Origin of the sequence: Actinomadura sp. B10D3, from assembly GCF_039871695.1 — a bacterium.
GTDB lineage: Bacteria > Actinomycetota > Actinomycetes > Streptosporangiales > Streptosporangiaceae > Spirillospora > Spirillospora madurae.
The window spans coordinates 1-22,342 of record NZ_JBDPLY010000048.1; the positions used below are offsets into that span (position 1 = coordinate 1).

General features: G+C 72.9%; 24 protein-coding genes. 7 read left to right on the plus strand and 17 right to left on the minus strand.

The genetic code is table 11. The annotated features are described in order from the left end of the window. Positions 1–174 precede the first annotated feature (174 nt). Entirely contained in the window at positions 175–1,380 is a 1,206-nt protein-coding gene (locus ABGB11_RS40455; RefSeq protein WP_347640890.1) for an MFS transporter, read from the minus strand. A 59-nt stretch (positions 1,381–1,439) separates the two neighbouring features. On the opposite strand from ABGB11_RS40455, the gene ABGB11_RS40460 reads away from it, so the two are divergent. Further along, complete coding sequence (locus ABGB11_RS40460; RefSeq protein ID WP_347640891.1) at positions 1,440–2,468, plus strand: winged helix-turn-helix domain-containing protein; 1,029 nt, start codon at positions 1,440–1,442, stop codon at positions 2,466–2,468. Here the strand turns inward: ABGB11_RS40460 and ABGB11_RS40465 are convergent. Then, entirely contained in the window at positions 2,465–3,154 is a 690-nt protein-coding gene (locus tag ABGB11_RS40465) for a DUF4386 domain-containing protein (RefSeq protein WP_347640892.1), read from the minus strand. The two genes, ABGB11_RS40460 and ABGB11_RS40465, sit on opposite strands and share 4 nt — an antisense overlap. Positions 3,155–3,242: 88 nt before the next feature. Between ABGB11_RS40465 and ABGB11_RS40470 the strand changes: the two genes are divergently transcribed. Beyond that, entirely contained in the window at positions 3,243–3,743 is a 501-nt protein-coding gene (locus ABGB11_RS40470; protein WP_347640893.1) for a MarR family transcriptional regulator, read from the plus strand. Positions 3,744–3,831: 88 nt separating this feature from the next. On the opposite strand, the gene ABGB11_RS40475 is transcribed toward ABGB11_RS40470, so the two are convergent. The 7 genes from ABGB11_RS40475 to ABGB11_RS40505 all read right to left on the minus strand — a co-directional run bounded on the left by ABGB11_RS40475 (position 3,832) and on the right by ABGB11_RS40505 (position 10,665). Then, positions 3,832–4,353: a YbhB/YbcL family Raf kinase inhibitor-like protein gene (locus ABGB11_RS40475; RefSeq protein ID WP_347640894.1), complete on the minus strand. Its 522-nt coding sequence runs from the start codon at positions 4,351–4,353 to the stop codon at positions 3,832–3,834. Between the two features lie 51 nt (positions 4,354–4,404). Beyond that, positions 4,405–5,346, minus strand: a complete 942-nt coding sequence (locus ABGB11_RS40480; protein WP_347640896.1) for a carbohydrate ABC transporter permease — start codon at positions 5,344–5,346, stop codon at positions 4,405–4,407. After that, complete coding sequence (locus tag ABGB11_RS40485) at positions 5,343–6,287, minus strand: sugar ABC transporter permease (protein ID WP_347640897.1); 945 nt, start codon at positions 6,285–6,287, stop codon at positions 5,343–5,345. Before ABGB11_RS40485 ends, ABGB11_RS40480 begins: the two co-directional genes overlap by 4 nt. Continuing rightward, on the minus strand, positions 6,284–7,369 hold the full coding sequence (locus ABGB11_RS40490) for an ABC transporter ATP-binding protein (protein WP_347640898.1): 1,086 nt from the start codon (positions 7,367–7,369) through the stop codon (positions 6,284–6,286). The genes ABGB11_RS40485 and ABGB11_RS40490 overlap by 4 nt, the downstream gene beginning before the upstream one ends. 6 nt (positions 7,370–7,375) lie before the next feature. Continuing rightward, positions 7,376–8,833 (minus strand): extracellular solute-binding protein, encoded by a 1,458-nt coding sequence (locus ABGB11_RS40495; protein WP_347640899.1) that lies wholly within the window; start codon positions 8,831–8,833, stop codon positions 7,376–7,378. A 145-nt stretch (positions 8,834–8,978) separates the two neighbouring features. Next, complete coding sequence (locus tag ABGB11_RS40500) at positions 8,979–9,770, minus strand: ABC transporter ATP-binding protein (protein ID WP_347640900.1); 792 nt, start codon at positions 9,768–9,770, stop codon at positions 8,979–8,981. Continuing rightward, complete coding sequence (locus tag ABGB11_RS40505) at positions 9,763–10,665, minus strand: ABC transporter permease (protein ID WP_347640901.1); 903 nt, start codon at positions 10,663–10,665, stop codon at positions 9,763–9,765. The genes ABGB11_RS40500 and ABGB11_RS40505 overlap by 8 nt, the downstream gene beginning before the upstream one ends. A 209-nt stretch (positions 10,666–10,874) precedes the next feature. Here ABGB11_RS40505 and ABGB11_RS40510 point away from each other — a divergent pair, with 209 nt between their 5' ends. The 5 genes from ABGB11_RS40510 (at position 10,875) to ABGB11_RS40530 (ending at position 15,770) form a co-directional block, all read left to right on the plus strand. Next, positions 10,875–12,458 (plus strand): diacylglycerol kinase family protein, encoded by a 1,584-nt coding sequence (locus tag ABGB11_RS40510; protein WP_347640902.1) that lies wholly within the window; start codon positions 10,875–10,877, stop codon positions 12,456–12,458. Between the two features lie 102 nt (positions 12,459–12,560). Beyond that, positions 12,561–12,791, plus strand: coding sequence for a DUF6158 family protein (locus ABGB11_RS40515; RefSeq protein WP_347640903.1), 231 nt, complete (start codon positions 12,561–12,563; stop codon positions 12,789–12,791). 231 nt (positions 12,792–13,022) lie between these two features. Continuing rightward, positions 13,023–13,844 (plus strand): VanW family protein, encoded by an 822-nt coding sequence (locus tag ABGB11_RS40520; protein WP_347640904.1) that lies wholly within the window; start codon positions 13,023–13,025, stop codon positions 13,842–13,844. Positions 13,845–13,887: 43 nt separating this feature from the next. Beyond that, positions 13,888–14,409, plus strand: coding sequence for a YceI family protein (locus ABGB11_RS40525; protein WP_347640905.1), 522 nt, complete (start codon positions 13,888–13,890; stop codon positions 14,407–14,409). Positions 14,410–14,507: 98 nt separating this feature from the next. Continuing rightward, positions 14,508–15,770, plus strand: a complete 1,263-nt coding sequence (locus ABGB11_RS40530; protein ID WP_347640907.1) for a serine hydrolase domain-containing protein — start codon at positions 14,508–14,510, stop codon at positions 15,768–15,770. Here ABGB11_RS40530 and ABGB11_RS40535 read toward each other — a convergent pair. Genes ABGB11_RS40535 through ABGB11_RS40570 form a run of 8 tightly spaced genes read right to left on the minus strand, consistent with a single transcriptional unit; the run spans position 15,757 to position 22,328 of the window. Further along, positions 15,757–16,533: a hypothetical protein gene (locus ABGB11_RS40535; RefSeq protein ID WP_347640908.1), complete on the minus strand. Its 777-nt coding sequence runs from the start codon at positions 16,531–16,533 to the stop codon at positions 15,757–15,759. The two genes, ABGB11_RS40530 and ABGB11_RS40535, sit on opposite strands and share 14 nt — an antisense overlap. Then, positions 16,530–17,648 (minus strand): glycosyltransferase family 4 protein, encoded by a 1,119-nt coding sequence (locus ABGB11_RS40540; protein WP_347640909.1) that lies wholly within the window; start codon positions 17,646–17,648, stop codon positions 16,530–16,532. Before ABGB11_RS40540 ends, ABGB11_RS40535 begins: the two co-directional genes overlap by 4 nt. Continuing rightward, positions 17,648–18,001 (minus strand): hypothetical protein, encoded by a 354-nt coding sequence (locus tag ABGB11_RS40545; protein ID WP_347640911.1) that lies wholly within the window; start codon positions 17,999–18,001, stop codon positions 17,648–17,650. The genes ABGB11_RS40540 and ABGB11_RS40545 overlap by 1 nt, the downstream gene beginning before the upstream one ends. Beyond that, positions 17,998–18,726, minus strand: a complete 729-nt coding sequence (locus ABGB11_RS40550) for a hypothetical protein (RefSeq protein ID WP_347640912.1) — start codon at positions 18,724–18,726, stop codon at positions 17,998–18,000. Before ABGB11_RS40550 ends, ABGB11_RS40545 begins: the two co-directional genes overlap by 4 nt. 10 nt (positions 18,727–18,736) lie before the next feature. Beyond that, positions 18,737–19,894, minus strand: coding sequence for a glycosyltransferase family 4 protein (locus ABGB11_RS40555; RefSeq protein ID WP_347640913.1), 1,158 nt, complete (start codon positions 19,892–19,894; stop codon positions 18,737–18,739). Continuing rightward, the gene (locus ABGB11_RS40560) at positions 19,891–20,862 is read right to left on the minus strand and encodes an NAD-dependent epimerase/dehydratase family protein (protein ID WP_347640915.1); all 972 of its coding nucleotides are present in this window, start codon (positions 20,860–20,862) and stop codon (positions 19,891–19,893) included. Before ABGB11_RS40560 ends, ABGB11_RS40555 begins: the two co-directional genes overlap by 4 nt. 57 nt (positions 20,863–20,919) lie before the next feature. Next, entirely contained in the window at positions 20,920–21,216 is a 297-nt protein-coding gene (locus ABGB11_RS40565; RefSeq protein WP_347640916.1) for a MoaD/ThiS family protein, read from the minus strand. Continuing rightward, positions 21,213–22,328: an exo-alpha-sialidase gene (locus ABGB11_RS40570; RefSeq protein WP_347640918.1), complete on the minus strand. Its 1,116-nt coding sequence runs from the start codon at positions 22,326–22,328 to the stop codon at positions 21,213–21,215. The genes ABGB11_RS40565 and ABGB11_RS40570 overlap by 4 nt, the downstream gene beginning before the upstream one ends. Between the last annotated feature and the right edge of the window lie 14 nt (positions 22,329–22,342).

Below are 22,342 nucleotides of genomic sequence, written 5' to 3' on the forward strand. Positions count from 1 at the left end.
ATCCAGTGCCGCGACGCCGACCTGGTCGGCAAGCCCTTCTTCGCCCACTACGACCCCGACGCCGTCTGGCTGGACGACCTCAAACCCGCCTTCACCGACCGCTTCCCCTGGCAGAAGTAGCCGTCGCATCGGTGGCGTGTCGCGCTCCCAGGAGGGCGGCACGCCACCCGCCCGTCACCGGAGGTGGCGGGCCAGGGCCAGGCAGGCGAGCAGCGTGGCGGCGCCGCAGAGCACCATGACGCCGCCGGGCGCCAGGAACTCCCCGAGGGCGCCCGCCGCGCCGATCCCCGCGGCCTGGCCGGTCATCAGGCCGCTTCCGTACAGGCCGAGCGCCTGCCCGCGGATCGCCTCGGGCACCGCGTCCACGAAGCGGCGCTGCACGGCCAGCTCGTAGCCCAGCCCGAACGTTCCCGCGGCCATCAGCGTGCACGCCGCCGGCAGCCCCGGCGTGAGGACGAACAGCAGGAGCGGCGCGCCGGTCAGCGCGGCCAGCGGCAGCGTGAGCCGCTCGCGCAGGTCCGGCCGGATCCAGCGGCCCACCACGAGGTTGCCCGCGAACATCCCGGCCGCGGCGGCCGACAGCAGCAGGCCGGCCCCGTTGGGGCTGCCCAGGCCGTCCGCGTACGGGACGACCACGCCCTCGGAGCCGACCGACAGGGAGATCGGCAGCCAGCCGGCCAGCAGGAGACCGCGCGTGGTCCGGTCGCCCAGCAGGCGCCGGTTGACCCGCCACGTGGTCCGCGCCGTCCCCGAGGACGGGGCCCGGGACGCCGCGGGGGTCTCCGGGAGGCGGAACCGCGCCAGCCCGGCGGCGACCGCGGCGCCCGCCGCCGCGAGCCACAGCGCTCCGGACGGCGCCACCAGCGACAGCAGCAGCCCGCCCGCCGCCTGCCCGGCGATCTGGGCGCCCGCGCTGGTCATCGTGAACAGCGACCGGCCGAGGACGTAGCCGTCCCCGGGCAGCAGGGCGGGCAGCCGGGCCTGGACGGCCGCGCCGCCCACCGGGGCGAACAGCCCGGCCACGACCAGCAGCGCCATGACCGCCGGCACCGGGAGCCCGCCCACCGCGAGCGCGGCCGTGACCGCCAGCCGCAGCAGGTGGTAGCCGGTGAGGAGCCGCCGGGCGGGGATGCGGTCGGCGAGCGACAGCAGCAGGGCGCCGCCCACCACGTGCGGGAGCATCCCGGCGGCGAACACGAGCGCCGCCGCGACGGACGAGCCCGTCCGCTCGAACGTCTGCACCGACAGCGCGATCGTGCGGACCGAGTCGCCGCCGACCTGGAGCGTCTGGAGGGAGAACAGGGTCCGGAACTCGGCGACGCCGAACACGTCGCGGTAGCGCGCGGAAGCGGCCGGGGGAGCGGCTGGGGGAGCGGTCATGGCGCCGACTCTGGAGCCGCCGCCCCTCTGCTGGACAATGTTTCGGGGAGGAGCGAAACATGTATCGCATCGAGGTGGGACCGGGCGACCTCGCGGCCAGCCGGTTCGGGATCGCGCCGCTGGTCGAGGTGCACGGCGCGCTCGGCCTGCTCGCCGGCCGGATGCCGGTCGGGCCGCTCGGCCCGTGGGTGGAGCGCGCCCGCCCCGCGTACCGGCGGATCGCCGGCGACCCGGCGATCCGCGCGCTGGCCTTCCTGCGCCGCCCGCACGGGTACATGGCCGACTTCGTCGTCCCGCCGCCCGCCCGGCCGAACCTGACCGTCCCCGACCAGCTCGCGGTCGTGCGGGCGACGCCGCTGGACCAGGCGCGCCGGGAGATCGCCCGCAACCTGGCCGGCCTGCCGGAGCCGGACGCGGCCGTCCGGGACGTGCTGGACGCCCCCGACGTGGCCGAACGCCTCGCGACCGGGCTGGAGACCGCCTGGCGCGCCCTGCTCGGGCCCGACTGGCCGGTGCTGCGGTCGATCCTGGAACGCGACATCGTGCACCGGGCGGGGCGGCTGGCGGCCTACGGCTGGGCGGAGGCGCTGGACGGCCTGTCCCGGCAGGTGCGGTGGCGGGACGGGGTCATCGAGGCGGACATCCGCGCCGACGCCACCTTCCGGCTCGGAGGCGCCGGGCTGACGTTCGTGCCCGTCGTCTTCTCCGATCTGGGCGCCGCGCTCGAACAGGACTGGCCCTACACGCTCATGTACCGCGCCAGGGGAGTGGCGGCGCTCTGGGAGACCCGTCCGCGGCACGGCTCCGACGCGCTCGCGCAGCTGGTGGGGCGCACCCGCGCCGACCTGCTCCGGCTGCTGGCGGACCCGGCGACGACCACGTGGCTGAGCGCGCGGCTGCGGATGAGCGTCGGCGGGATCGGCGACCACCTCGCGGTGCTGCGCGCGGCCGGGCTCGTCACGCGCGAGCGCAGCGGCCGGTCCGTCCTCTACCGGCGGACCGCCATCGGCGACGTCCTCGCCGGTGCGCCCGCGGAGACGCCGGAGGCCGCCCCGGCGCTCCGGGACGGCCTCCCCGCGGGCGGCTAGACACGCTTGTGGCGCGTGCGGGGCAGCAGCGCCACCACGGCCACCAGCCAGATGAGGCCGCCGAAGCGGATGAGCGGCAGCAGCGGCATGAACGCGTCCGCCACCAGGGTCAGCGTGGACACCATCCCGGCGACGGCCAGGACCAGCCCGATCCAGGTCAGCGGGCGCGGGAGCAGCCGGGCGAGCAGCCCGGTCACCGCGAGCCCGGCGACGAGCAGCGCGAAGCCGGCGCCGTAGAAGGGGCCGCCGGCCAGGAACGCCAGGTCGGCGAGCGCGCGGGCGAGCGCCGGGCTCGCGTCCGCGGGCAGCCGCCCGCCCGTCCACAGGAACATCGCGCTCAGCACCAGCGCGACGGAGGCCAGCAGCCCGCCGGCCAGGGTGATCGCCGAGCCGGGCGCGGTGATGCCGAGGGCGCGCAGCCGCCGGTACAGGACGGCCGCCAGCAGGGCCAGGGGGATCGCGGAGCCCATCAGCAGCCAGGAGCCCGCGTTGATCGCGGTGCCGTGCTCCTGCGCGTACCGCAGCACCTCGGCGCCGGCCGCGTCGGGACGCGGCGTGGCCCGGTTGGCGACCACGTAGGCGATGGTCAGCGCGGTGAACGACAGGGCGGGGACGAGCGGCGGCGGCCCGGACTGCGGCCTGCGGCCGGAGGTCGCCGGGCGTTCGGGGGCGGAAGCGGTGGTCATGACGTCTCCTCGTGGTCGTGCGGCTCATCGCTATACGGCCGATAATGATTACAAGACAGAACGATTGTCAAGCAGCTATCATGTACACATGGGAATGAATGATGAGGAGGGGCGTCCCCCGATCCCGGTAGGGGTGGCGTTCCTGCTGGCCCAGCTGGGCGCGCACGCGACGGCCCGGTTCGCCGAGCGGATCGCCGAGCTGGACCTGACGCCGCCGCAGGCGGGGCTGCTGCGCATGCTCGCCGGGGCCCCCGGCCGCAGCCAGCGGGAGCTCGCCGGCGAACTCGGCATGCCGCCGAGCCGCTTCGTCCCGTTCGCCGACGAGATGGAGGAGCGCGGGCTCATCGAGCGCCGCCGCAACCCCGACGACCGGCGCCTCTACGCGCTCTACCTGACCGAGAAGGGACTCACCCTCCTGGGCGGGCTCGCGGAGGCGGGCATGGCGCACGAGAAGGAGATGTGCCAGGCGCTGTCCGACGACGAGCACCGGCAGGTGAAGGAGCTCCTGGAGCGCATGGCCGAGCAGCAGGGGCTGAGCAGGGGCGTCCACCCCGGTTACCGCCGGCTCAAGACCGGCCGGACGAAGTGAGACACGTCCCGACATGCCGAGGCCGTCCCGACATGCCGAGGCCGTCCCGCCGTGGTGCTGCGGGACGGCCTCGGAAACGGTCGGCGGCTCAGGAGCCGTAGAGGGCGACGATCGTGGCGCGGGCCAGGGTGTGGGCGGTGATGTTGAAGCCCACGACGGCCGGGGACGTGTCGGAGTCCAGGCCCAGCGACTCCACGTCCAGCGCGTGCACGGTGAACACGTAGCGGTGGGGGTCGCCGGGCGGAGGCGCGGCGCCGCCGTACGCCTTGGTCCCGTAGTCGGTCCGGGCGTGCACGCCGATCGTCGAGTCCTCGGTGCCGGCGCCGGTGGCCAGCTCGGTCACCGTCGCGGGGATGTCGAAGAGCGACCAGTGCCAGAAGCCGCTTCCGGTCGGCGCGTCCGGGTCGAAGCAGGTCACCGCGAAGCTCTCGGTCTCGGCGGGGAAGCCCGACCAGCGCAGGTGCGGCGACCGGTTGTCGCCCTTGAAACCCCAGTCGTTGAAGACGTGCCTGTCCGGGAGCCGCTCGCCGTCGGCGATGTCGTCGCTGGTGACGGTGAACGACGGGACCTCGGGCAGGTACTCGTGCGGAAGCGGCGGCTTTCCGGGCATGGCGACCTCCTACATCAGATCTTCGTGTCCCTCCATCTCTATCAGGGCCCCTCAGGTCTTGACGGCTCCCATGGTGAAGCCGGTGACGAAGCGGTCCAGGAACAGGTTGAACAGGAACGCGATCGGCACCGCCGTGATCACGGTGGACGCCTGGAGCGACTGCCAGAAGAACACGTCCCCGCGGACCAGCTGGGTCGGCACGCCGGTGCTGACCACCATCTCCGGGCTCGCCGACACGAACGCCAGGGCGTACACGAACTCGCTGGACGTGAGCGTGAAGCTGAACACGACGACCGCGACGATGCCGGGGAACACCAGCGGCAGGACGGTCCGCAGGAACGCGCCGAGGCGGCTGTAGCCGTCCACCATCGCCTGCTCCTCGACGTCCTTCGGGACGGCCTTGAGGAACCCGATCAGCAGCCACACCGACACCGGGACCGTGATCGTCGGGTACACGACGATCATCGACCAGAGCGTGTCCTCCAGGTGCAGCGCCACCACCACGCGGGTCAGCGACAGGAACAGCAGCGACGGCGGCACCAGGTACACCATGAAGATCGCGATGCCCATCGGCGTCCCCCACGGCCGGTCCAGGCGCGCGAGCGAGTACGCGGCCGGCAGCGCGAGCAGCAGCGTGATCGCCACCACCGCCGCGCCGACGATCAGCGAGTTCACCACGAACGTCAGGAACGGCGTGTCGGAGAACAGGAACGTTACATGGTCGGGCGTCGCGGGCTCGTTGAAGTAGAACGGGTTGCTCTCGGGGTCGTAGAGGTCCTGGTTCATCTTGAACGCGCTGACCACGCTCCACAGGAACGGCAGCGCGCACACCAGCGCCGCCAGGACCGCCGCCGTGTAGACGCCGGCCCGGGCGGCCGCGTGCCGCCGCGCGTACTTGCGCCGCAGCCCGGCCATCTCCCGCGCGGCGGTGGCGGCCGCCGTCTCCGCGGCGGTGGCCGTCGCCGTCTCGCTGCGCTCGCTGCGTTCCGTCATCCGGCCTCCAGCCTTCGGACCGCACGCAGGATCGCGACCGCGCCAGCGAGCAGCAGCGGGAACAGGAACAGCGCGATCGCCGCGCCCTGCCCGACGTCGCCGCCTTCGATGCCGCGGAAGTAGGCCCACGACGCGAGGACGTCCGTCGAGTGCGTCGGACCGCCCCGGGTCAGCACGTACGGGACGGTCATGTCGGTGAACGTCATGATCGCGCCGAACAGCCCGGCGACCGCGATCACCGGCAGCGTCAGCGGGATCGTCACCTCGAACATCCGCCGCCAGAAGCCGGCGCCGTCGATCCGCGCCGCCTCGTCGATGTCGCGGGGGATCGCCACCAGCCCGGCCATCACGATCACCGCGGCCAGCGGCGTCAGCCGCCACGTCTGCACCGCGATCACCGAAGCCATCGCCGTGCCCGGACGGCCCAGCCACACGACGTTCGCGTCGATCAGCCCGAGATGGCGCAGCACCCAGTCGACCGGCGAGTAGATCGAGTCGAGGAACCACAGCCACGAGATCGTCGACAGCGCCACCGGCGTCGTCCACGGCAGCAGTACCAGGAACCGGACGAACCACTTGCCGCGGAAGTCGGCGACCAGGATGTTGGCGAGGATCTTCCCGAACACGACGATCAGCACCATGCTCACCAGCGTGAAGACCAGCGTGTTCCGCAGCGCCCGCCAGAACACCGCGTCCGCGAAGATCTCGTCGAAGTTGCGGGCCCCGACGAAGTCGAAGGACGGGTCGCCGGTCGTCACGTCCGAGAACGCGAACGCGATCGCCAGCAGGAACGGGACCCCGACCAGCGCGATGATGTAGACGACCGACGGCAGCAGCATCACCCACGCGAGGAACCCCTCGCGGTCGGCGAGCCCCGCCCTGGCCCGCGCCTCGGGCGCCGCCGCGGCGGCGGGCTTCGGGCCCGTCCGCGCGTGGGTCATGGCGCGTCCTCCAGCGGGACCGCCGCCGTCCGGGCGCCCGACCCGGCGTCGAAGAACCGCAGCCGCTCCGACGGCACCGCGAACCGGTGCGTCTCCCCGGCCTCCAGCGGCGTCGCCACGGTGGCGGGCAGCCGGGCGATGACGCGGGTCTCCTCACCGACGCCGGTCACCGTCCCGTACACGTGCCGGTCGCCCGACAGGTACTCCATCCGCTCGACCCGCAGAGGCATCGTCAGCCGCGACCCCGCCGGCACGTTCTCGGCGGGCAGCAGATGCTCGGGACGGAACCCGACCAGCACGCCGTCCCGCCGGACCAGGTTCATCGGCGGCGACCCGATGAACGTCGCGACGAACGTGTCGGACGGGTCGTCGTACACCTGCTGCGGCGTCCCGACCTGCCGGACGCGGCCCTGCTCCAGCACCGCGATCCGGTCGCCGAGCCCCATCGCCTCCGCCTGGTCGTGGGTGACGTAGATGGTGGTCGTCCCGACCCGCTCCTGGAAGCGCTTCAGCTCGTCCCGCGCGGTCGCGCGCATCTTCGCGTCGAGGTTGGACAGCGGCTCGTCCAGCAGGAACACCGCCGGATCCCGGACGAGCGCCCGCGCGAGCGCCACCCGCTGCCGCTCCCCGCCCGACAGCTGGCGCGGCTTGCGGCGCAGCAGCGGCTCGATCTCCAGCAGCTCCGCGGCCCACCGCGCCTTCTTGTCCCGTTCGTCCCGCTCCATGCCCTCGGCCCGCAGCGGGAAGACGATGTTGTCGAACACCGACTTGTGCGGGTAGAGCGCGTACGACTGGAACACCATCGCGATCTGCCGGACCCGCGGCGGAAGCCCGTTCACCACGTTCCCGTCGATCAGCACGTCGCCTTCCGTGGGCTGCTCCAGGCCGGCGATCGTGCGCAGCAGCGTCGTCTTCCCGCACCCGGACGGCCCGAGCAGCACCAGGTACTCCCCGGGCTCGGCCGCGAGGTCGACGCCGTCAAGCGCGCGCACCGCCGTGCCCCGCGCGCGGTCCCGCCGGCGCCGCGCGCGCACATGCCCGTCGAAGGTCTTGACCAGCCCCTTGACCTCAACCGTCTTCACTTGGGGTCAGCCGCCCACGAGGCCGCGGCCGCGCCAGTTCTTGAAGATCGCGTTGACGCGGTCCTCCGCCTCCTCGACGGCCTGCCGCGGGGACGCCTGGCCGCGGGCGGCGCGGCCGAACATCGTCGGCAGCACGTTGGTGTTGAAGATCTCCCCGATCGCCGGGTTGGACGGTCCCGGGTAGCCGATGTTGGCGCTCCACGACGTCGCCGTCTTCATCAGGGCCAGCTTGTTCGCCGGCTTGGCGCCCCACGGGTCGTTGTCCAGCCAGCCGTTCAGCTGCGGGACGATCGACGGCCAGCCCGGCAGGTCGTACATCTCCGAGTGGTATGTCACCGCCGGGAAGTTCGCCGTGTAGTGCAGCAGGAACTCCTTCGCGGCGTCCGGGTTGGCCGCGTACTTCGGGACGATCCACTGCTGGATCACGTGCTGCGCCGCCATCGCCGCCTTCGGCCCGCGCAGGGCGGGCACGAAGAAGATGTCGTCGCCGATCGTCCGGTTGGTGCCCATCGCGGTCCGCCACGCGGAGATCGAGTTCAGGATGTAGGACGACTTCCCGGCGATCAGCGCCTGGTTGTTCGACGCGGGCGTCCAGGAGAAGACCTCGCTGGTCTCGGCCTCCTTGAACAGGCGCGCCATGAACTCGACGGCCTCGATGGTCGCGTCCGAGTTGAGGACGACCCGCTCGTTCTCGTCCTGGACGGACCCGCCGTAGGACCACAGCAGCGCCCGCGCCGCCATGTTCGAGTCGGTCTCCGGCGACAGCCCGATCCCGCACGGCACCCCGGTCTGCTTCTTGATCTCCGCGGCGCCGCGCAGCAGGTCGTCCCAGCTCGCCGGCCCGTTCGGCAGGCCCACCTTCTGCCACATGGACTTGCGGTAGTCACCGGGGTCGGGCGACCAGCCGGGGCAGTAGGCGTAGAACCGCCGGGTGTTCGGGTTGTAGCTGGACTTGCGGCACAGCTCCAGCTGCTTGCCCCACCGCTTGGTGGCCTCCTGGACGACGTCGGTCATGTCCAGGACGGACGGCTCGTACTGCGAGAACGGGGCGATGTGCTGGATGAGGTCGTGCCCGCGGCCCGCCTGGATCTCCGACGCGGCCCGCCTGGGGACGTCCACGGTGTTGATGTGGTCGACGCGGACCTCGACCCCGACCTTCTTGCCCCAGTCGGCGAGGAACTTGTCGAACCACTTGTCGTGCCGGGGGACGAAGTGGCTCCACATGAGGATGCTGAGGGAGCCGCTCAGCTTCTTCGCGGGGGCGGTGAACACCTCCTTCGGCGCGTCCCCGGAGTTTTTCGCCTGGGGACCGCTCTTCTCGCTGGCGCACCCCGCCAGCAGGCCGTACCCGCCTGCCGCGAGGGCCGTGGAGGACAGGAAGCCGCGTCTGCTCACTCCGCCGGAGCCGGATCGGAGGGTGTCGGGGGTGGTCCCCTCGCGGGGCGTTCTGAGCCGGTCGGACATGGGAGCTCTCCCTCACCGATGAAGGTCTCCCCCCGACGGTAAATCCGCCGGGACGCTTCATCGAGAGACGATCCGGTAACTCTGCGCCACTACAGTGACGCAGGTCACACGAGCCCCATGCGTATCAGGCTGCCGCGCGGTCGCGCTACTTTCCGGTGGCTTCGATGTAGGCGGCGATGACCTCTTCGGGGTCGCCGTCCATGTGCATCCGGCCCTCGTCGATCCAGATGACGCGGTCGCACATCTCCTTGACCGTGTCGAGCTGGTGCGCGACGAGGAAGACCGCCCCGGCCTCCTTGCGCAGCTCCTCGATCCGGCGCTTGCTCTTGACCTTGAACTTGGCGTCGCCGGTGGCGAGGGCCTCGTCGATCAGCAGCACGTCGTGGGTCTTGGCGGCGGCGATCGCGAACCGGAGCCGCGCCCCCATGCCGGACGAGTACGTCCGCATGGGGTACTGGATGAAGCCGTCCTTGAGCCCGGCGAAGGCCACGATCTCCTTGTACTTGGCCTTCGTCTCGGCCGGGGACATCCCCATGGCCAGGCAGCCGAGGACGATGTTGCGCTCGCCGGTGAGGTCCTTCATCAGGGCCGCGTTCACGCCCAGCAGGGACGGCTGCCCGTCGGTGTAGACGCCGCCCCGGTGCGGCGGCAGCAGCCCGGCGATGGCCTTCAGCAGCGTCGACTTGCCGGAGCCGTTCGTGCCGATGATCCCGATGGCCTCGCCCCGGTACGCGACGAAGGACAGGCCCTTGATCGCGTGCACCTCGGTCATCGAGGGGCGGTGCTGGCGGCGCAGGATGCGGGAGAACGCCGACGCGGCGTTGCCCTTGCCGCCCGCGCCGAACACCCGGTAGACGATGTGCAGGTCGTCCACGACGACGATCGGCTCCCGGGTCGGGTCGATCTCGATCGTCCCGCGCACCTTCGTGTCAGCCACGGCCGTATCGCTCCTCGGCACGGTAGAAGTACATGAAGCCGCCGACCAGCATCACCAGGGCCCAGACGACGGCGTAGAGCCACAGTTGCGCGGTCTCGTGGATCCCCAGGTCACCGGTGACGTAGTCACGGTACTCACCGAGGAGCACGTGCCGGCTCAGCTCGACGTACACGTAGGCCGGGTTGGCCTTCATCAGCTCGCCGAGCCAGGGGTACTCGGCCAGCTTGTGGCCGGACTGCATCATCGACGGCAGGCTGAAGATGACGCCGGACGCGTAGAGCCACGTCCGCATGATGAACGGGAGCAGCTGGGTGATGTCGCGGTTGAACGCGCCGAGCCGGGCCATCACCATGCTGATGCCCACGTTGAACATCAGCTGGAGCGTCACGACCGGGACGAACAGCAGCATGTTGAAGTCGAGCGGCTCGCCGAACGCGAAGACGATCGCGAACAGCACGATGAGGGCCATCAGGAGCTGCTGGAGTTCGACGACCGCGATCGCCAGCGGGAGTGTGGCGCGCGGGAAGTGCAGCGCCCGGATGAGCGAGAGGTTGTCGCCGACCGACTTCGCCCCGGCCGTCACCGACCGCTGCGTGAACCCGAACAGGAAGACGCCCGTCACGAGGAACGGGATGAAGTCCGGGACGCCGCGGCTGGTGCCGAGCAGCAGGCCGAAGATCAGGTAGTAGACCGCCGCGTTCAGCAGCGGCGTCAGCAGCTGCCACACCTGACCCAGCCGGGAGTCGGTGTACATCGAGATGTTCTTCGCGGAGGCGAACGCCCAGATGAAGTTGCGGCGAGCCCACACAGACTGGATGTACTTGCGCAGCGGGGGGCGCGCAGCGCTCTGCCTCAGCCCGTGCCGTGCGGCGTAGTCGGCCAGCGTCTGATTCACGTGAGGAAGCTCCGCGATCGTTCCGACCGACTCGCCACCCGGGGAACCGAGCCGTTCCGGGTGACTCATGCCGCGAAGCCTATTGCAGTCGGTGAGTCGAGAGTGACGTTCGCCCGCATGTGACCCCCGATTTGAGATCTTTACGGAATCATGTCGGCGTCCTTGGGGATACCCGGACCATGCGCGTCAACCACTCACGGCGCAGCGCCGTGCCGTCACGGTCCGTGTTCCCGCTCGTGCGGCGGCCGGCGCCGGAACCCCGGCGCGGACTGGCGCGCGTCCGGCTCCTGCGCAGGCTGGGCCGGGTCGACCGGTGGGCGTTCGACCGGGTGGCGGCGTCCCGGCTGCGCGGCCTGGAGTACGTGCTGCCGCGGCTGTCGCGGTGCGCCGACCACGGGGTGCTGTGGTTCGGGACGGCCGGGGCGCTCGGGCTCGCGAGGCGGCCGAGGCTGCGGCGGGCGGCGCTGCGCGGCTCCCTCGCGATCGCGGTGGCCAGCCCGGCGGTGAACATCCTGGGCAAGCAGGCGTTCCGCCGGAAGCGTCCCGTCGTGGACCTCGTGCCGCCGATCCGGATCCGCTGGAAGCTGCCGACCTCGCACGCCTTCCCGTCCGGCCACTCGGCGTCCGCCGCGGCGTTCGCGACCGGGGTGGCGCTGGAGGCGCCGCGGGCGGTGACCGTCCCGGTCGCGGCGGCGGCCGCGGGGGTGGCCTTCGCCCGCGTCTACACCGGCGCGCACTACCCGGGCGACGTGCTCGCCGGGCTCGGGATCGGCGCGCTCGCGGCGGTCGGCACGCGCGTGGTCTGGCCCGCCCATCCGCCGGCGGCGCGCGTGGCGAGCGCCGAGGACGAGCGGGCCGAGGTCACCGGCGACGGGCGCGGCCTGGTCGTGGTGGTCAACCCCGAGGCGGGTCCCGAGGGGGACGCCGGAGCCGGGCTCCTGCCGAAGCGCGGGGAGGTCGCGGTCGCGCTGATCGAGCACGAGCTGCCCGCGGCGGAGATCGTCCGGCTGGAGCCGGGGGAGGACGTCGACAAGGCGTTCGCGGAGGCGGCCGAGCGGGCCGCGGCCCTGGCCGCCGTCGGCGGGGACGGGACGGTGAACGCCGCCGCGCGGGCCGCGGTGCGGCACGGCGTGCCGCTGCTCGTCGTCCCGGTGGGGACGTTCGACCACTTCGCCCGCGCGCTCGGCGTGGAGTCCGCCGCGCAGGCGATCGCGGCCTACCGGAACGGCGAGGTCGGCAGGGTCGACGTCTCCTACGTCGCACCGATGGCCGCGGGCCCGGGACGCGGCGAGGAGAGGCCGTTCCTGAACACGGCGAGCTTCGGCGCCTACGCCGAGCTGGTCGACCGGCGCGAGCGGCTGCAGCGGCGGATCGGCAAGTGGCCGGCGCTCGCGGTCGCCGCCGTCCGCACGCTGCGGCGCTCCGAGCCGGTCGAGCTGATGGTGGACGGCCGGCGCCGGCGCGTCTGGCTGGGGTTCGTCGGCAACGGCGTCTTCGGCTCGCACGGCGCCGCGCCCACCTGGCGCGGGCGGCTCGACGACGGGCGGCTCGACATCCGGATGATCACCACCGGCGGCCGGGTGCCCCGGGCCCGCGCGATGGCCGCCGTCCTCGCCGGGCACCTGCACCTCGCGCCGGGCTACCACGCGTGGCGGACGACCGGCCTGGAGGTCATCGCCATGGACGGCGCGCTGCGGCTGGCCCGGGACGGCGAGGTGTCGTCGCTGCCGGGCGCGGTGCGGTTCGGCAAGCACGCCGGCGCGCTGGCGGTGTTCCGCCCCGCCGCCCGCTGAACGCACGGGCCGCTGAACGCACGGCACGCAGCGGACGAAACCGACGATTCGCCGGACGGCGTCCGGGTAGGGGAGGGACGCCCGTGAAGGAGGAACCCCACGATGACAAGCCGTGACCTGGGCGTCCCGCCCGGCGACCTCAGCGACGACGACCTGTTCCGTGAGCTCGGCCACCTGTACGAGACGAGGCTCGACGCACTCCGGCACGCCGCCGACCAGGCCTACGGCGAGCACACCCGCCGCATGAACGAGCTGGAGGCCGAGTACCTGCGGCGCCGGCCCGGCCGGGAGATCGACCCCGAGCGGCTCCGGGAGGGCGCCCGCGCCCGCTGAGGCAACCTCCGGCCCCCGGGTTCCCCGGATGTTCGTCTGTGTCCGGTAAACACTCGGGCGTAGTTCGGGGGAGGCGGCCGCACGCCATGGAGGATCACCCTGGGGGATCCTCGGGGGGTGTGAGCTGTGGGGCGGACCCGGCCTGGCCGGAACCGGCTGAGTCATGGAGGACGGGCGGACCGGCGGAGCCAGCCGCCGTTACGGGAGTGCGCCCGGCGGTGGTGGCCGATCGTGGCGGGGGCCCTCGCGACGACGGGGCTGCTGCTGCTCGCGTACCTGGAGTTCCCGAGGGAGCACGGGGCGGCGGCGCTCGCCGTCCCCGAGCAGGCCGCCCGCGCGGGAGCCGGCCGTGCCGCCCGCGCCGGCCCCGGCGGGCCCGTCCCCGACGCGGCGGCGCCGGGCCAGCCGATGAGCACCTACACCACGCAGTTCACGCCGGGCGAGCCGCGCGTCCGCAACATCGAGCTCGCGGCCCGGCGGCTGGACGGCCACGTCGTCGAGCCGGGAGAGACGTTCTCGTTCAACGACGTCGTGGGGCCTCGCACCAGGAGCCGCGGGTACGTGCCCGCGCCGGCCATCATCGGCGCGCGCCTGGTGAACGACGTGGGCGGCGGCATCTGCCAGGTCTCCACGACGCTGTTCAACGCCGTGTTCCAGGCCGGGCTCGACATCCGGAAGGCCCGCGCCCACACCATGTGGATGCCGGAGTACCCCGAGGGGAGGGAGGCCGCGGTCTCCTATCCCGGCCTCGACTTCACCTGGAAGAACGACACCGGCTCGCCCGTGCGCATCCAGGTCACCTACACCGGGTCGTCGCTGACCGTGAACCTGTGGGGCGACCGCAGGTACGAGGTCAGGTCGCGCGCCTCGGAGCGGTACGGGTTCACGCCGTACGGGACGGGTGCCGGGCGCGGGCGGCGGTGCGTCCCGATGACGGGGCGGAAGGGCTTCGAGATCGACGTGTGGCGGACGCTGCTCGCGGGAGGGCGCAAGGTCCGCCGGGAGAAGTTCCACACCGAGTACCGTCCCCAGCCCGAGGTGACGTGCCGCTGACCCCGCTACGAACCCCGGAACGCCGGGTGGGAGGGTGGAGAGCATGGAGGGAACGTTCGAGCTGGGCCCGGACGCCGGCCGGCTGCTCGTCCGGACCGGCCGCAGCGGCCTCGGCCGGCGGGCGGGCCACGACCTGACCATCGAGGCGACCCGCTGGTCGGCGTCGGTCGAGGCCCGCGAGCCGCTGGACGCCTCGTCCGTCGAGGTGACCGTCGAGGTGGACGGGCTGGAGGTGCGGGAGGGCACCGGGGGCGTCAAGCCGCTGAGCGACCAGGACCGCGCCGAGATCAAGAAGAACCTGCGGAAGGTGCTCGACGTCCGGCGGCACCCGGCGATCCGGTTCGTGTCGACGGGGATCGGCGAGGACGCCGTCGAGGGCGATCTCACGATCATGGGGCGGACGAAGCCGGTGCGGATCCGGGCCGTCCGGGAGGGCGACCGGGTGCGCGGCGGCACCACCGTGACGCAGAGCCGCTGGGGCATCACGCCGTACTCGGCCTTCTTCGGCGCCCTCCGCCTCGCCGACGACGTGGAGATCGAGTTCGACCTCCGCCTGCCCGCGTAGCACTCCCTGAAGATCAACATGCACTAGGGTGCGTGATCGTTGCATTTCCGGACAGTCGTGATCGTCGCATCTGGGCAGTCGATCTTCAGGGGGACGGGATGAACGCACTCAGCAGGCGGGACTTCGGCAGGGCGGCGGGGCTGGTGGCGGCCCCCGCGCTGCTCGCGGGATGCTCCACCGGCTCGTCCAGGACGGCGGGCGCGGTCGCCGCGGCCCGCTCGTGGCGGGTGACCGGCAAGGCGCTCTCGGGTCTAGGCAGCTTCGACTCGACGCTCAAGGCCTTCATGCAGGAGCGGAACATTCCGTGCGGGCAGCTCGCCGTCGTCCGCAAGGGGAAGCTCGTCCTGTCGCGCGGCTACACCTACACCGACGACGACGCGCTCACCACACAGCCGACGTCCCCCTTCCGCATCGCCAGCATCTCCAAGCCGGTGACGGCGACGGCCGTGCTGAGGCTCGTCCAGGACGGGAAGCTGAAGCTCACCGACCGGGCGGCGACGCTGCTGGGGCTGTCGACGACCGCCGATCCGCGGCTGGAGGACGTCACGGTGCTGCGGCTGCTCCAGCACCTCGGCGGCTGGGACCGCGACATCACGCCCGACCCGATGTTCCAGGACGCCAAGATCGCGGCGACGCTCGGCGTGTCGCTGCCGGTGTCGCAGGCGAACATCATGAAGTACGTGTCGGCGAGCAAGCTCGACCACGCGCCCGGGACGAAGTACGCGTACTCCAACTACGGGTTCCTGCTGCTCGGCCGGATCATCGAGAGGGTCACCGGGCAGAAGTACGAGGACTACGTCCAGCAGACCGTGCTGGCACCGCGCCAGATCACGCGGATTCGTCTGGGGCAGACGCTCACCAAGGCGCCCGGCGAGGTGCCCTACAAGTCCGGCTACACCGGGACCACCGTGTTCGACAACAGCGGGACGAAGGTGCCCTACCCGTACGGCGCCTTCAACCTGGAGAACATGGACTCGCACGGCGGCTGGCTGGCCACCGCCATGGACCTGACCCGGTTCGCCGGGATCTACGACGGCGGGACGACCGTGCTGACGTCGGCGTCCATCAAGCGCGCGTTCGCCGAGCCCGAGATCGGCATCAACGACGACGGCTGGTACTACGGGTGCGGATGGCAGGTGCGTCCCGTCACCGGCGGCACCAACACCTGGCACAACGGAAGCCTGCCCGGCACGTACACGCTGCTGGTCCGGCGGTATGACGGCCTGTCGTGGGCGGTCCTGTTCGACCAGCGCCAGGAGGGCGACGCGCCGAGCTACGGCGCCATCGACTCGCTGCTCCACAAGGCCGCGAACGCGGTGAAGACCTGGCCGACGGGCGACCTGACCTCTACCTACTTCTGACGCTTCTCGCGCGGGCGGCGCGCCTGTACTGATCGTCGAGAGTGCGCGGGAACGGCAGCATCCGGTGCCGTTCCCGCCACGGCGCGTACTGGCGGACGGCGTTGAACCCCGCCGCGGTGACGATCCGTTCGACGCTCGGACCCGGCGGGCAGGCGGGGTAGGCGTCCAGGTACGCGACGTCCGGCGGCAGACCGTCCGGCTTGCGGGGCGACACCAGGGTCATCGCCGGGCGGACCCGTTCGGCGGACGCCATGTCACGCGCGTAGGCGACGAGTTCGAGCGTCTCCGCGTCGGGGCCGCTGTGCACGATGAGCCATCCGTCGACGTCCACCGGCTCCGACGGGGGATCGACGAGCGTCAGCGGCAGGACCTCGTCCGAGACCTCGCGGAGGTAGGCGAGGTGCGCCTCGTCGAGGTCCTCCAGGACGAACGTGCGGTCGAAGCGGGGCGGCTCGGCGGGGAGCAGCGGCCGGTAGGCGTCCCAGCGCAGCAGCCGCGCCAGATGCGTCGTCCGCACGCCGGGCGGGACGGTCAGCTCGCCTTTCAGCCCGGCCGGGAAGGCGTCCACGATCAGCTCGTCCGGCCGAAGGGCCGCGAGGTCGGCGGTCTCCACGACGCGCAGGCCGCCCGTGACGCGGGGATCGGCCGCGAACCGCGACCCGGTGACGACGGTGACCGGCCCGCCGACGCGCAGCGTGTGCAGGACGGACCGCAGCCGCGTCAGATGCCCCAGCCCGTCCCCGGCCGCGTAGCAGACGATCACCGGACCGCGTCGAGGACGGCCAGGTAGCCGGCGGTCTCGGCGGCCGGGGTGAAGTCGCGGCGGATCCGTTCCGCGCCCGCCGCGCCGAGCTTCGCCAGCTCCTCGCCGCCCGCCCGTGCGGCCCGGTCGATCGCCGCCCGGCAGGCGTGCGCGTCGCCGGCGGCGAAGGTGAAGCCGATCTCGTCGTCCGCCACGTCCGCGAGGCCGCCCGCGTCCGACGCGATCAGCGGTACGCCGAGCGCCGCCGCCTCAAGCGCCACGTTCGGCATTCCGTCGTAGAACGACGGCAGCGCCACCAGGTCGCAGCTCGCGTACACGGCCGGGAGGGCGTAGCGCTCCAGGAACGGCAGGAACGAATGCGCGATGTCCTCCCGTCCGGCCAGCCACTCCCTGACCGACTCCTCGACCTCGCCGACGAGCAGCAGGTGGAACGCCCCGGCGTGGCCCGAGGCCGCCAGGGCGTCCAGGAAGAAGCCCACGCCCTTCTTCACCTTGAGCTGGCCGATGAGCCCGATCGTCCGGCGTCCCGGCTCGACGTTCTCCTCCTGCCAGGCCCGGCCCTGCTCCCGCTCGGACGGCAGGATCCGCCACTGCGCGGTGTCGACGCCGTTCGCGACGAAGGCGACCTCCGCGTCCGGGGCCAGCGCCGACACGAGCGGCGCGTGCGACCGGGCGACGACGCACACGCGCGACGAGGCGCGCAGCGCGTCCGCGAGCACGCCGCGCCGCCGCATCGAGAAGGCGCCGACGTCGATGTCGTTACCGCGCAGCAGCGTGACCAGCGGCGCGCCCACCAGCGCCGACAGGACGGGCGCGGCGAGCATCGCGTACGTGCCGCCGAACGCGACGACATGGCTGTAGCCGGTCAGGTTCTCGGCGGTGATGGTCGTCCACAGGCGGCGCAGCGCATGCTCGGGATCGTCCCCGAGCGGCGCGGTGATCAGCCGTCCGCCCTGCTCGCGGCGCACGCCCCACGGACGTGACCGCCGGGTCAGGTGCGCGACGTCGACCTCGGCGCCCGCCGCGCGCAGCCCGCGCACGATCCGGTCGCACGACTGCGCCATGCCGCCCTGGCTCGGCGGGTAGTGCTCGGTGATCCATAGGACGCGCGGCATCAGCTGTCCACGAACCCGGTGTCGTCGTCCGGCCCCCAGTCACCGCCGTGGGAGTAGTCGTCACCGGGGTTGAACGTTCCGCGGTCGTACTCGTCGAACGTCGAGTACCAGTACGCGTCGTTGTAGGTCTGCGAGCTTCTGTGGTAGTACCGGCGCCGGCGGTGCCCCACCCAGGCCGGGTGGTGCGGGTCGTCCGTCCGGTACCCGTGGGCGACGCCGCATTCGGGGCACAGCCCGCCGGGCCCGGCGTGGGAGGCGCAGACCGGCCGCCCGCACTGCGGGCAGGACGCGACCGCGGCCTGGCCGCAGCGCCCGAGCACGAAGAACCCGGTGGTCACGGTGCAGCGGATCATCGGGCCCTCCTCGCGGCCACGCCGGGCGGCGTCCAGCGGAACGGTTCGGTCGAGACGTCCAGGACGCGGTTGACGATGGCGCGCTCCTCCAGCGGCCCGAGGAATTTCGCGTTCGCGCGGATCACCATCCGGTTGCCCTGCTTGACCTGCACCCGGAGCCAGGGCGGCGGAGGCGTCCCAGGTTGCTGGACGGCCGCGCCCTTCGCCAGCCGACGCGTGACCCGCACCAGGTGCACCGTCTTCGTCTTGAACTTGAGCTTGACCTTCCCGCGCGGGTTCCGCTTGTTGTACTTGCGCTTGCGGACCCGGTCGGTGAGCACGAGTTCGAGGACGCTGCCGTCGCGCAGCTCCGCGCGCATCCGCAGCCACGGGTCGAACGCGTACCACTGCCGCAGCTTGGAGATCGGCCGTTGGGAGGGCAGCTGTTGCTGCGGCCCGTTCTTCTCCGGGACGTTCGTGCCGCGGATGTCCAGCGCCACCGACAGCACGCCCTCCGGCGGCATGTCGGCCGTGAGGACGCGCAGCATCGGCACGAAGACGCCGGGGACCTGCCCGGTCAGCCGCCACTTGCGGCGCCTGATGACGCTGCCGTGCTGGGCGAGACTCTGGATCACCGGCTCCCAGTCGTCGCGCCGCAGCGAGACCGTGAAGCCCTTCTCCAGCGTCAGCGCCCTGTGGAGGGGATGGAACCGCTCGATGGCGGCCTTCTGCTTGCGCCAGAACATGACGAACCCCCTATCGGACCCGTGCGATCGTGCGGTAGACGCCGGCCAGCCGCTCCCGCGACCGCGCCCAGGTCAGGCTCTCCTCGATGTGCCGCCGGCCGGCGCGCCCCATCGCGGCCGCCTCGTCCGGGTACTCCAGCAGGATCCGGACGGCCCGGGCCAGCTCGGCGGGGCGGTCGGCCGGGACCAGGCGCCCGTGCGTCCCGTCCGCCATCAGCTCCCGGACGGCCGGCAGGTCCGAGGCGACGACCGGCACGCCCGCCGCCATGGACTCGATCACCTTCAGCGGCGCGCAGCCCTGGTCGAGGTTGCGGGCGCAGCCGGTCAGCGGCGCCAGCGACGCCTCGGCATGCGCGAGCCACGCCGCCACCTCGTGGTGCGGCAGCGCGAACCGCCAGACGATCCGGCCGTCCACCCCGAGCCGCTCGGCCAGCCGCCGCACCGGCTTCGCCCGCCGCTCCGGGACGGACGAGCAGACCACCAGCCGCAGATCGTCGAGGTCGGCGAGCCGCGCGAACGCGCGCATCAGCACGTCCAGGCCCTGCCAGGGCTGCAGCGCGCCCACGTACACCAGGTAGCGGGCGGGCGCGCCCGCCGGACGCGCCGTCTCGCCGGGGATCTCGGCGCCGTTCGGGACGAGGTGGATCCGGTCCTCGGGGACGCCGCGCGCCCGCACGGCGTCGCCGATCACGCGCGAGGGCACGACCACCGCGTCGCTGCGCTCCAGGCAGTGCCGCTCCAGCTCGCGGATCTTGGCGAGCGTCGCCGGCGCCGCCCACGGCCACGTGTGGGCCATCTCGATGGACGGCAGCCCGTTGACCTCGTAGACGACCCGGTGGCGGCGGTCGTCCGCGACCGCGGGCAGCGCGCTCCACGGGTCGCGGACGTGGCAGACTTCCAGGGTGTCCCAGTGCGGTTCGAGGTGCGCGGCCACCCAGGCGGAGAACGCCTCGGCCCGGTCGATGAGGTTCGGGACCGCCTCGTCGAACCGGGCGATCTCCCGCGTCCCCTCGCGCTGGTAGCGGGGCAGGTCGCCGCCGCCGATCGCGGCGAGCAGCCCGCCGCCATGGTGGTCGAACAGCTCGTCGGCCATCTGCGCGATGTGCACGGCGGAGCCCTTGCTCGAGGGGAACCGGTCGAACGCGACATACGCCGCCCTGTGCGTCATCCGACCCCCGCCCGCTCCGGAACGGCCCGGCGGGCGCGGTGCCAGGCGATCTGCTCGGCGAGCCCCTCTGCCAGGCCGGTGGCGGCCGTCCAGCCGAGCAGTTCCTCGGCGCGGGTCGTGTCGGCCCAGGTCCGGGCGGCGTCCCCGGCCACCGGTGTCTCCCGGCGGATCTCGGTCCGGACGCCCAGGGTCCGGGTGAGCAGCGCGATCGCGTCCCGCACCGCCACGTGCTCGCGGTGCCCGACGTTGACGGCGATGCCGGGCGGCAGGTCCGCGGCCGCCGCCGCGAGCGTGGCCGCGACCACGTCCCGGACGTGCGTGAAGCTCCGGGAGCCGCGGCCGTCGCCGAACACGGGCAGCGGGCGCCCGTCCAGCGCGGCCTCCACGAACCGGTGGAACGCCATGTCGGGCCGCTGCCGCGGACCGTAGACCGAGAAGTACCGGAGCAGGACGGTGCGCAGCCCGCCGCCCGCGGCCCGCACCGCCAGCCGCTCCACCTCGACCTTGCTGGCCGCGTACGGGCTCGCCGGGTTCAGCGGATCGTCCTCCCGGTTCGGCCGCGTCCCCGCCGTCCCGTACACCGACGAGCTGGACGCGACGACGACCTTCGGGCGCAGCCCGGCCGGTCTCCGCAGGCAGGCCTCGAGAAGCCGCCGGGTGGCGCGGACGTTGTCGCGCTCCACGACCGCCCGGCCCGGCCCCCACGAGTCGCGCACCCCGGGGCGTCCGGCCAGGTGGACCAGCACGTCCGCGGCGGCGACGTCGTCGAGGCGGTCCACCGCGAGGTCGATCTCGGCGGCGGTCACGCCCGGCCCGGCGGCGACGTGCGCCCACGTCCGGCGCGCGACGTGCGGGGCGAGCGACCGTCCGGGCGCGTCGACGGCGAGCACCTCGTGCCCCGCCCCCGACAGCGCCTCGGCCACATGGCTTCCGATGAACCCCGCCGCACCAGTAACGACCACCCGCACGCGAGGCACTTTATCCACACTTTCCTCACCGTGAACAGGGCTTTACTCCCCGTCCGGTCACCCGCCGGCCATGGCGCCCACCACCATGAACGGCTCGGTCCCCTTCACCACCGGCTCGGGCAGCGGGGTCGCGGGAGGGTCGTGGGACAGGTCCTCCTGGCACGCGTAGAAGCGGACGAAGGCGCGGCGGCGGCCGGTGGCGCGGTCGCGGATCGTCCCGCGCAGCACCGGATGGCGGGCCTCCAGCGCGTCCAGCACCGCGGCCAGCGTGACCGGGCCGGGGACGTCCAGTTCGACCTCGCCGCGGACACCGGCGAGGACCCGCAGATGCGCGGGCAGCACGACGCGGATCATGGCAGGGCCTGGACCTCGACCGACAGCACGGCCGGGAGGTCGCGGACGATCGGCGCCCAGGAGTCCCCGGCGTCGGCCGACACGTACACCTGCCCGCCCGTCGTGCCGAAGTAGACGCCGCACTCGTCGAGCGGGTCGACGGCCATCGCGTCCCGCAGGACGTTGACGTAGCAGTTCTGCTGCGGCAGGCCGTCGGTCAGCGGCTCCCACTCGTTCCCTCCGGTGCGGCTGCGGTACACGCGCAGCCGGCCCTCCGGCGGGTAGTGCTCGGAGTCGCTCTTGATCGGCACCACGTAGACGGTGTCGGGCTCGTGCGCGTGGACCGCGACCGGGAACCCGAAGTCGCTCGGCAGGTCGCCGCTGATCTCGTGCCACGTCCCGCCCGCGTCGTCGCTGCGCATGACGTCCCAGTGCTTCTGCATGAACAGCACCTCGGGACGCGCCGGGTGCATCGCGATGCGGTGCACGCAGTGGCCGGCCTCGGCATCGGGGTCGGGGATGCCCTCCGAGCGCAGGCCGCGGTTGATCGCCTCCCAGGTCCTGCCCGCGTCGTCGGTGCGGAAGACGCCCGCCGCGGAGATCGCCGCGTACATCCGCGCGGTGTCGGACGGGTCGCGCACGATCGTGTGCAGGCACATGCCGCCGGCGCCCGGCGCCCAGGACGGCCCCGACCCGTGCTCGCGCAGGCCCGGCAGCTCCCGCCAGGACGCGCCGCCGTCGTCCGAGCGGAACAGGGCGGCGTCCTCGACCCCGGCGAAGACCGTGTCCGGGTCGGCCGCCGACGGTTCGAGGTGCCAGACCCGCTTGAACTCCCAGGGTCTCGGCGTGCCGTCGTACCACTGGTGGGTGCCGGGCTCGCCCTCGTAGGCGAACTCGTTGCCTACCGGCCGCCAGGTGGAGCCGCCGTCGTCCGACCGCTGGATCAGCTGGCCGAACCACCCCGTGGACTGCGACGCGTACAGCCGCGACGGGTCGGCCGGGGACCCCGCCACGTGGTAGATCTCCCAGCCGCCGAAGTGCGGCCCGCTGACCTCCCAGTCCTTGCGCGCCCCGTCCGCGGTGAGGATGAACGCGCCCTTCCGCGTGCCGACGAGGACCCGTACTCCGGTCATGACTGCTCCCTCCG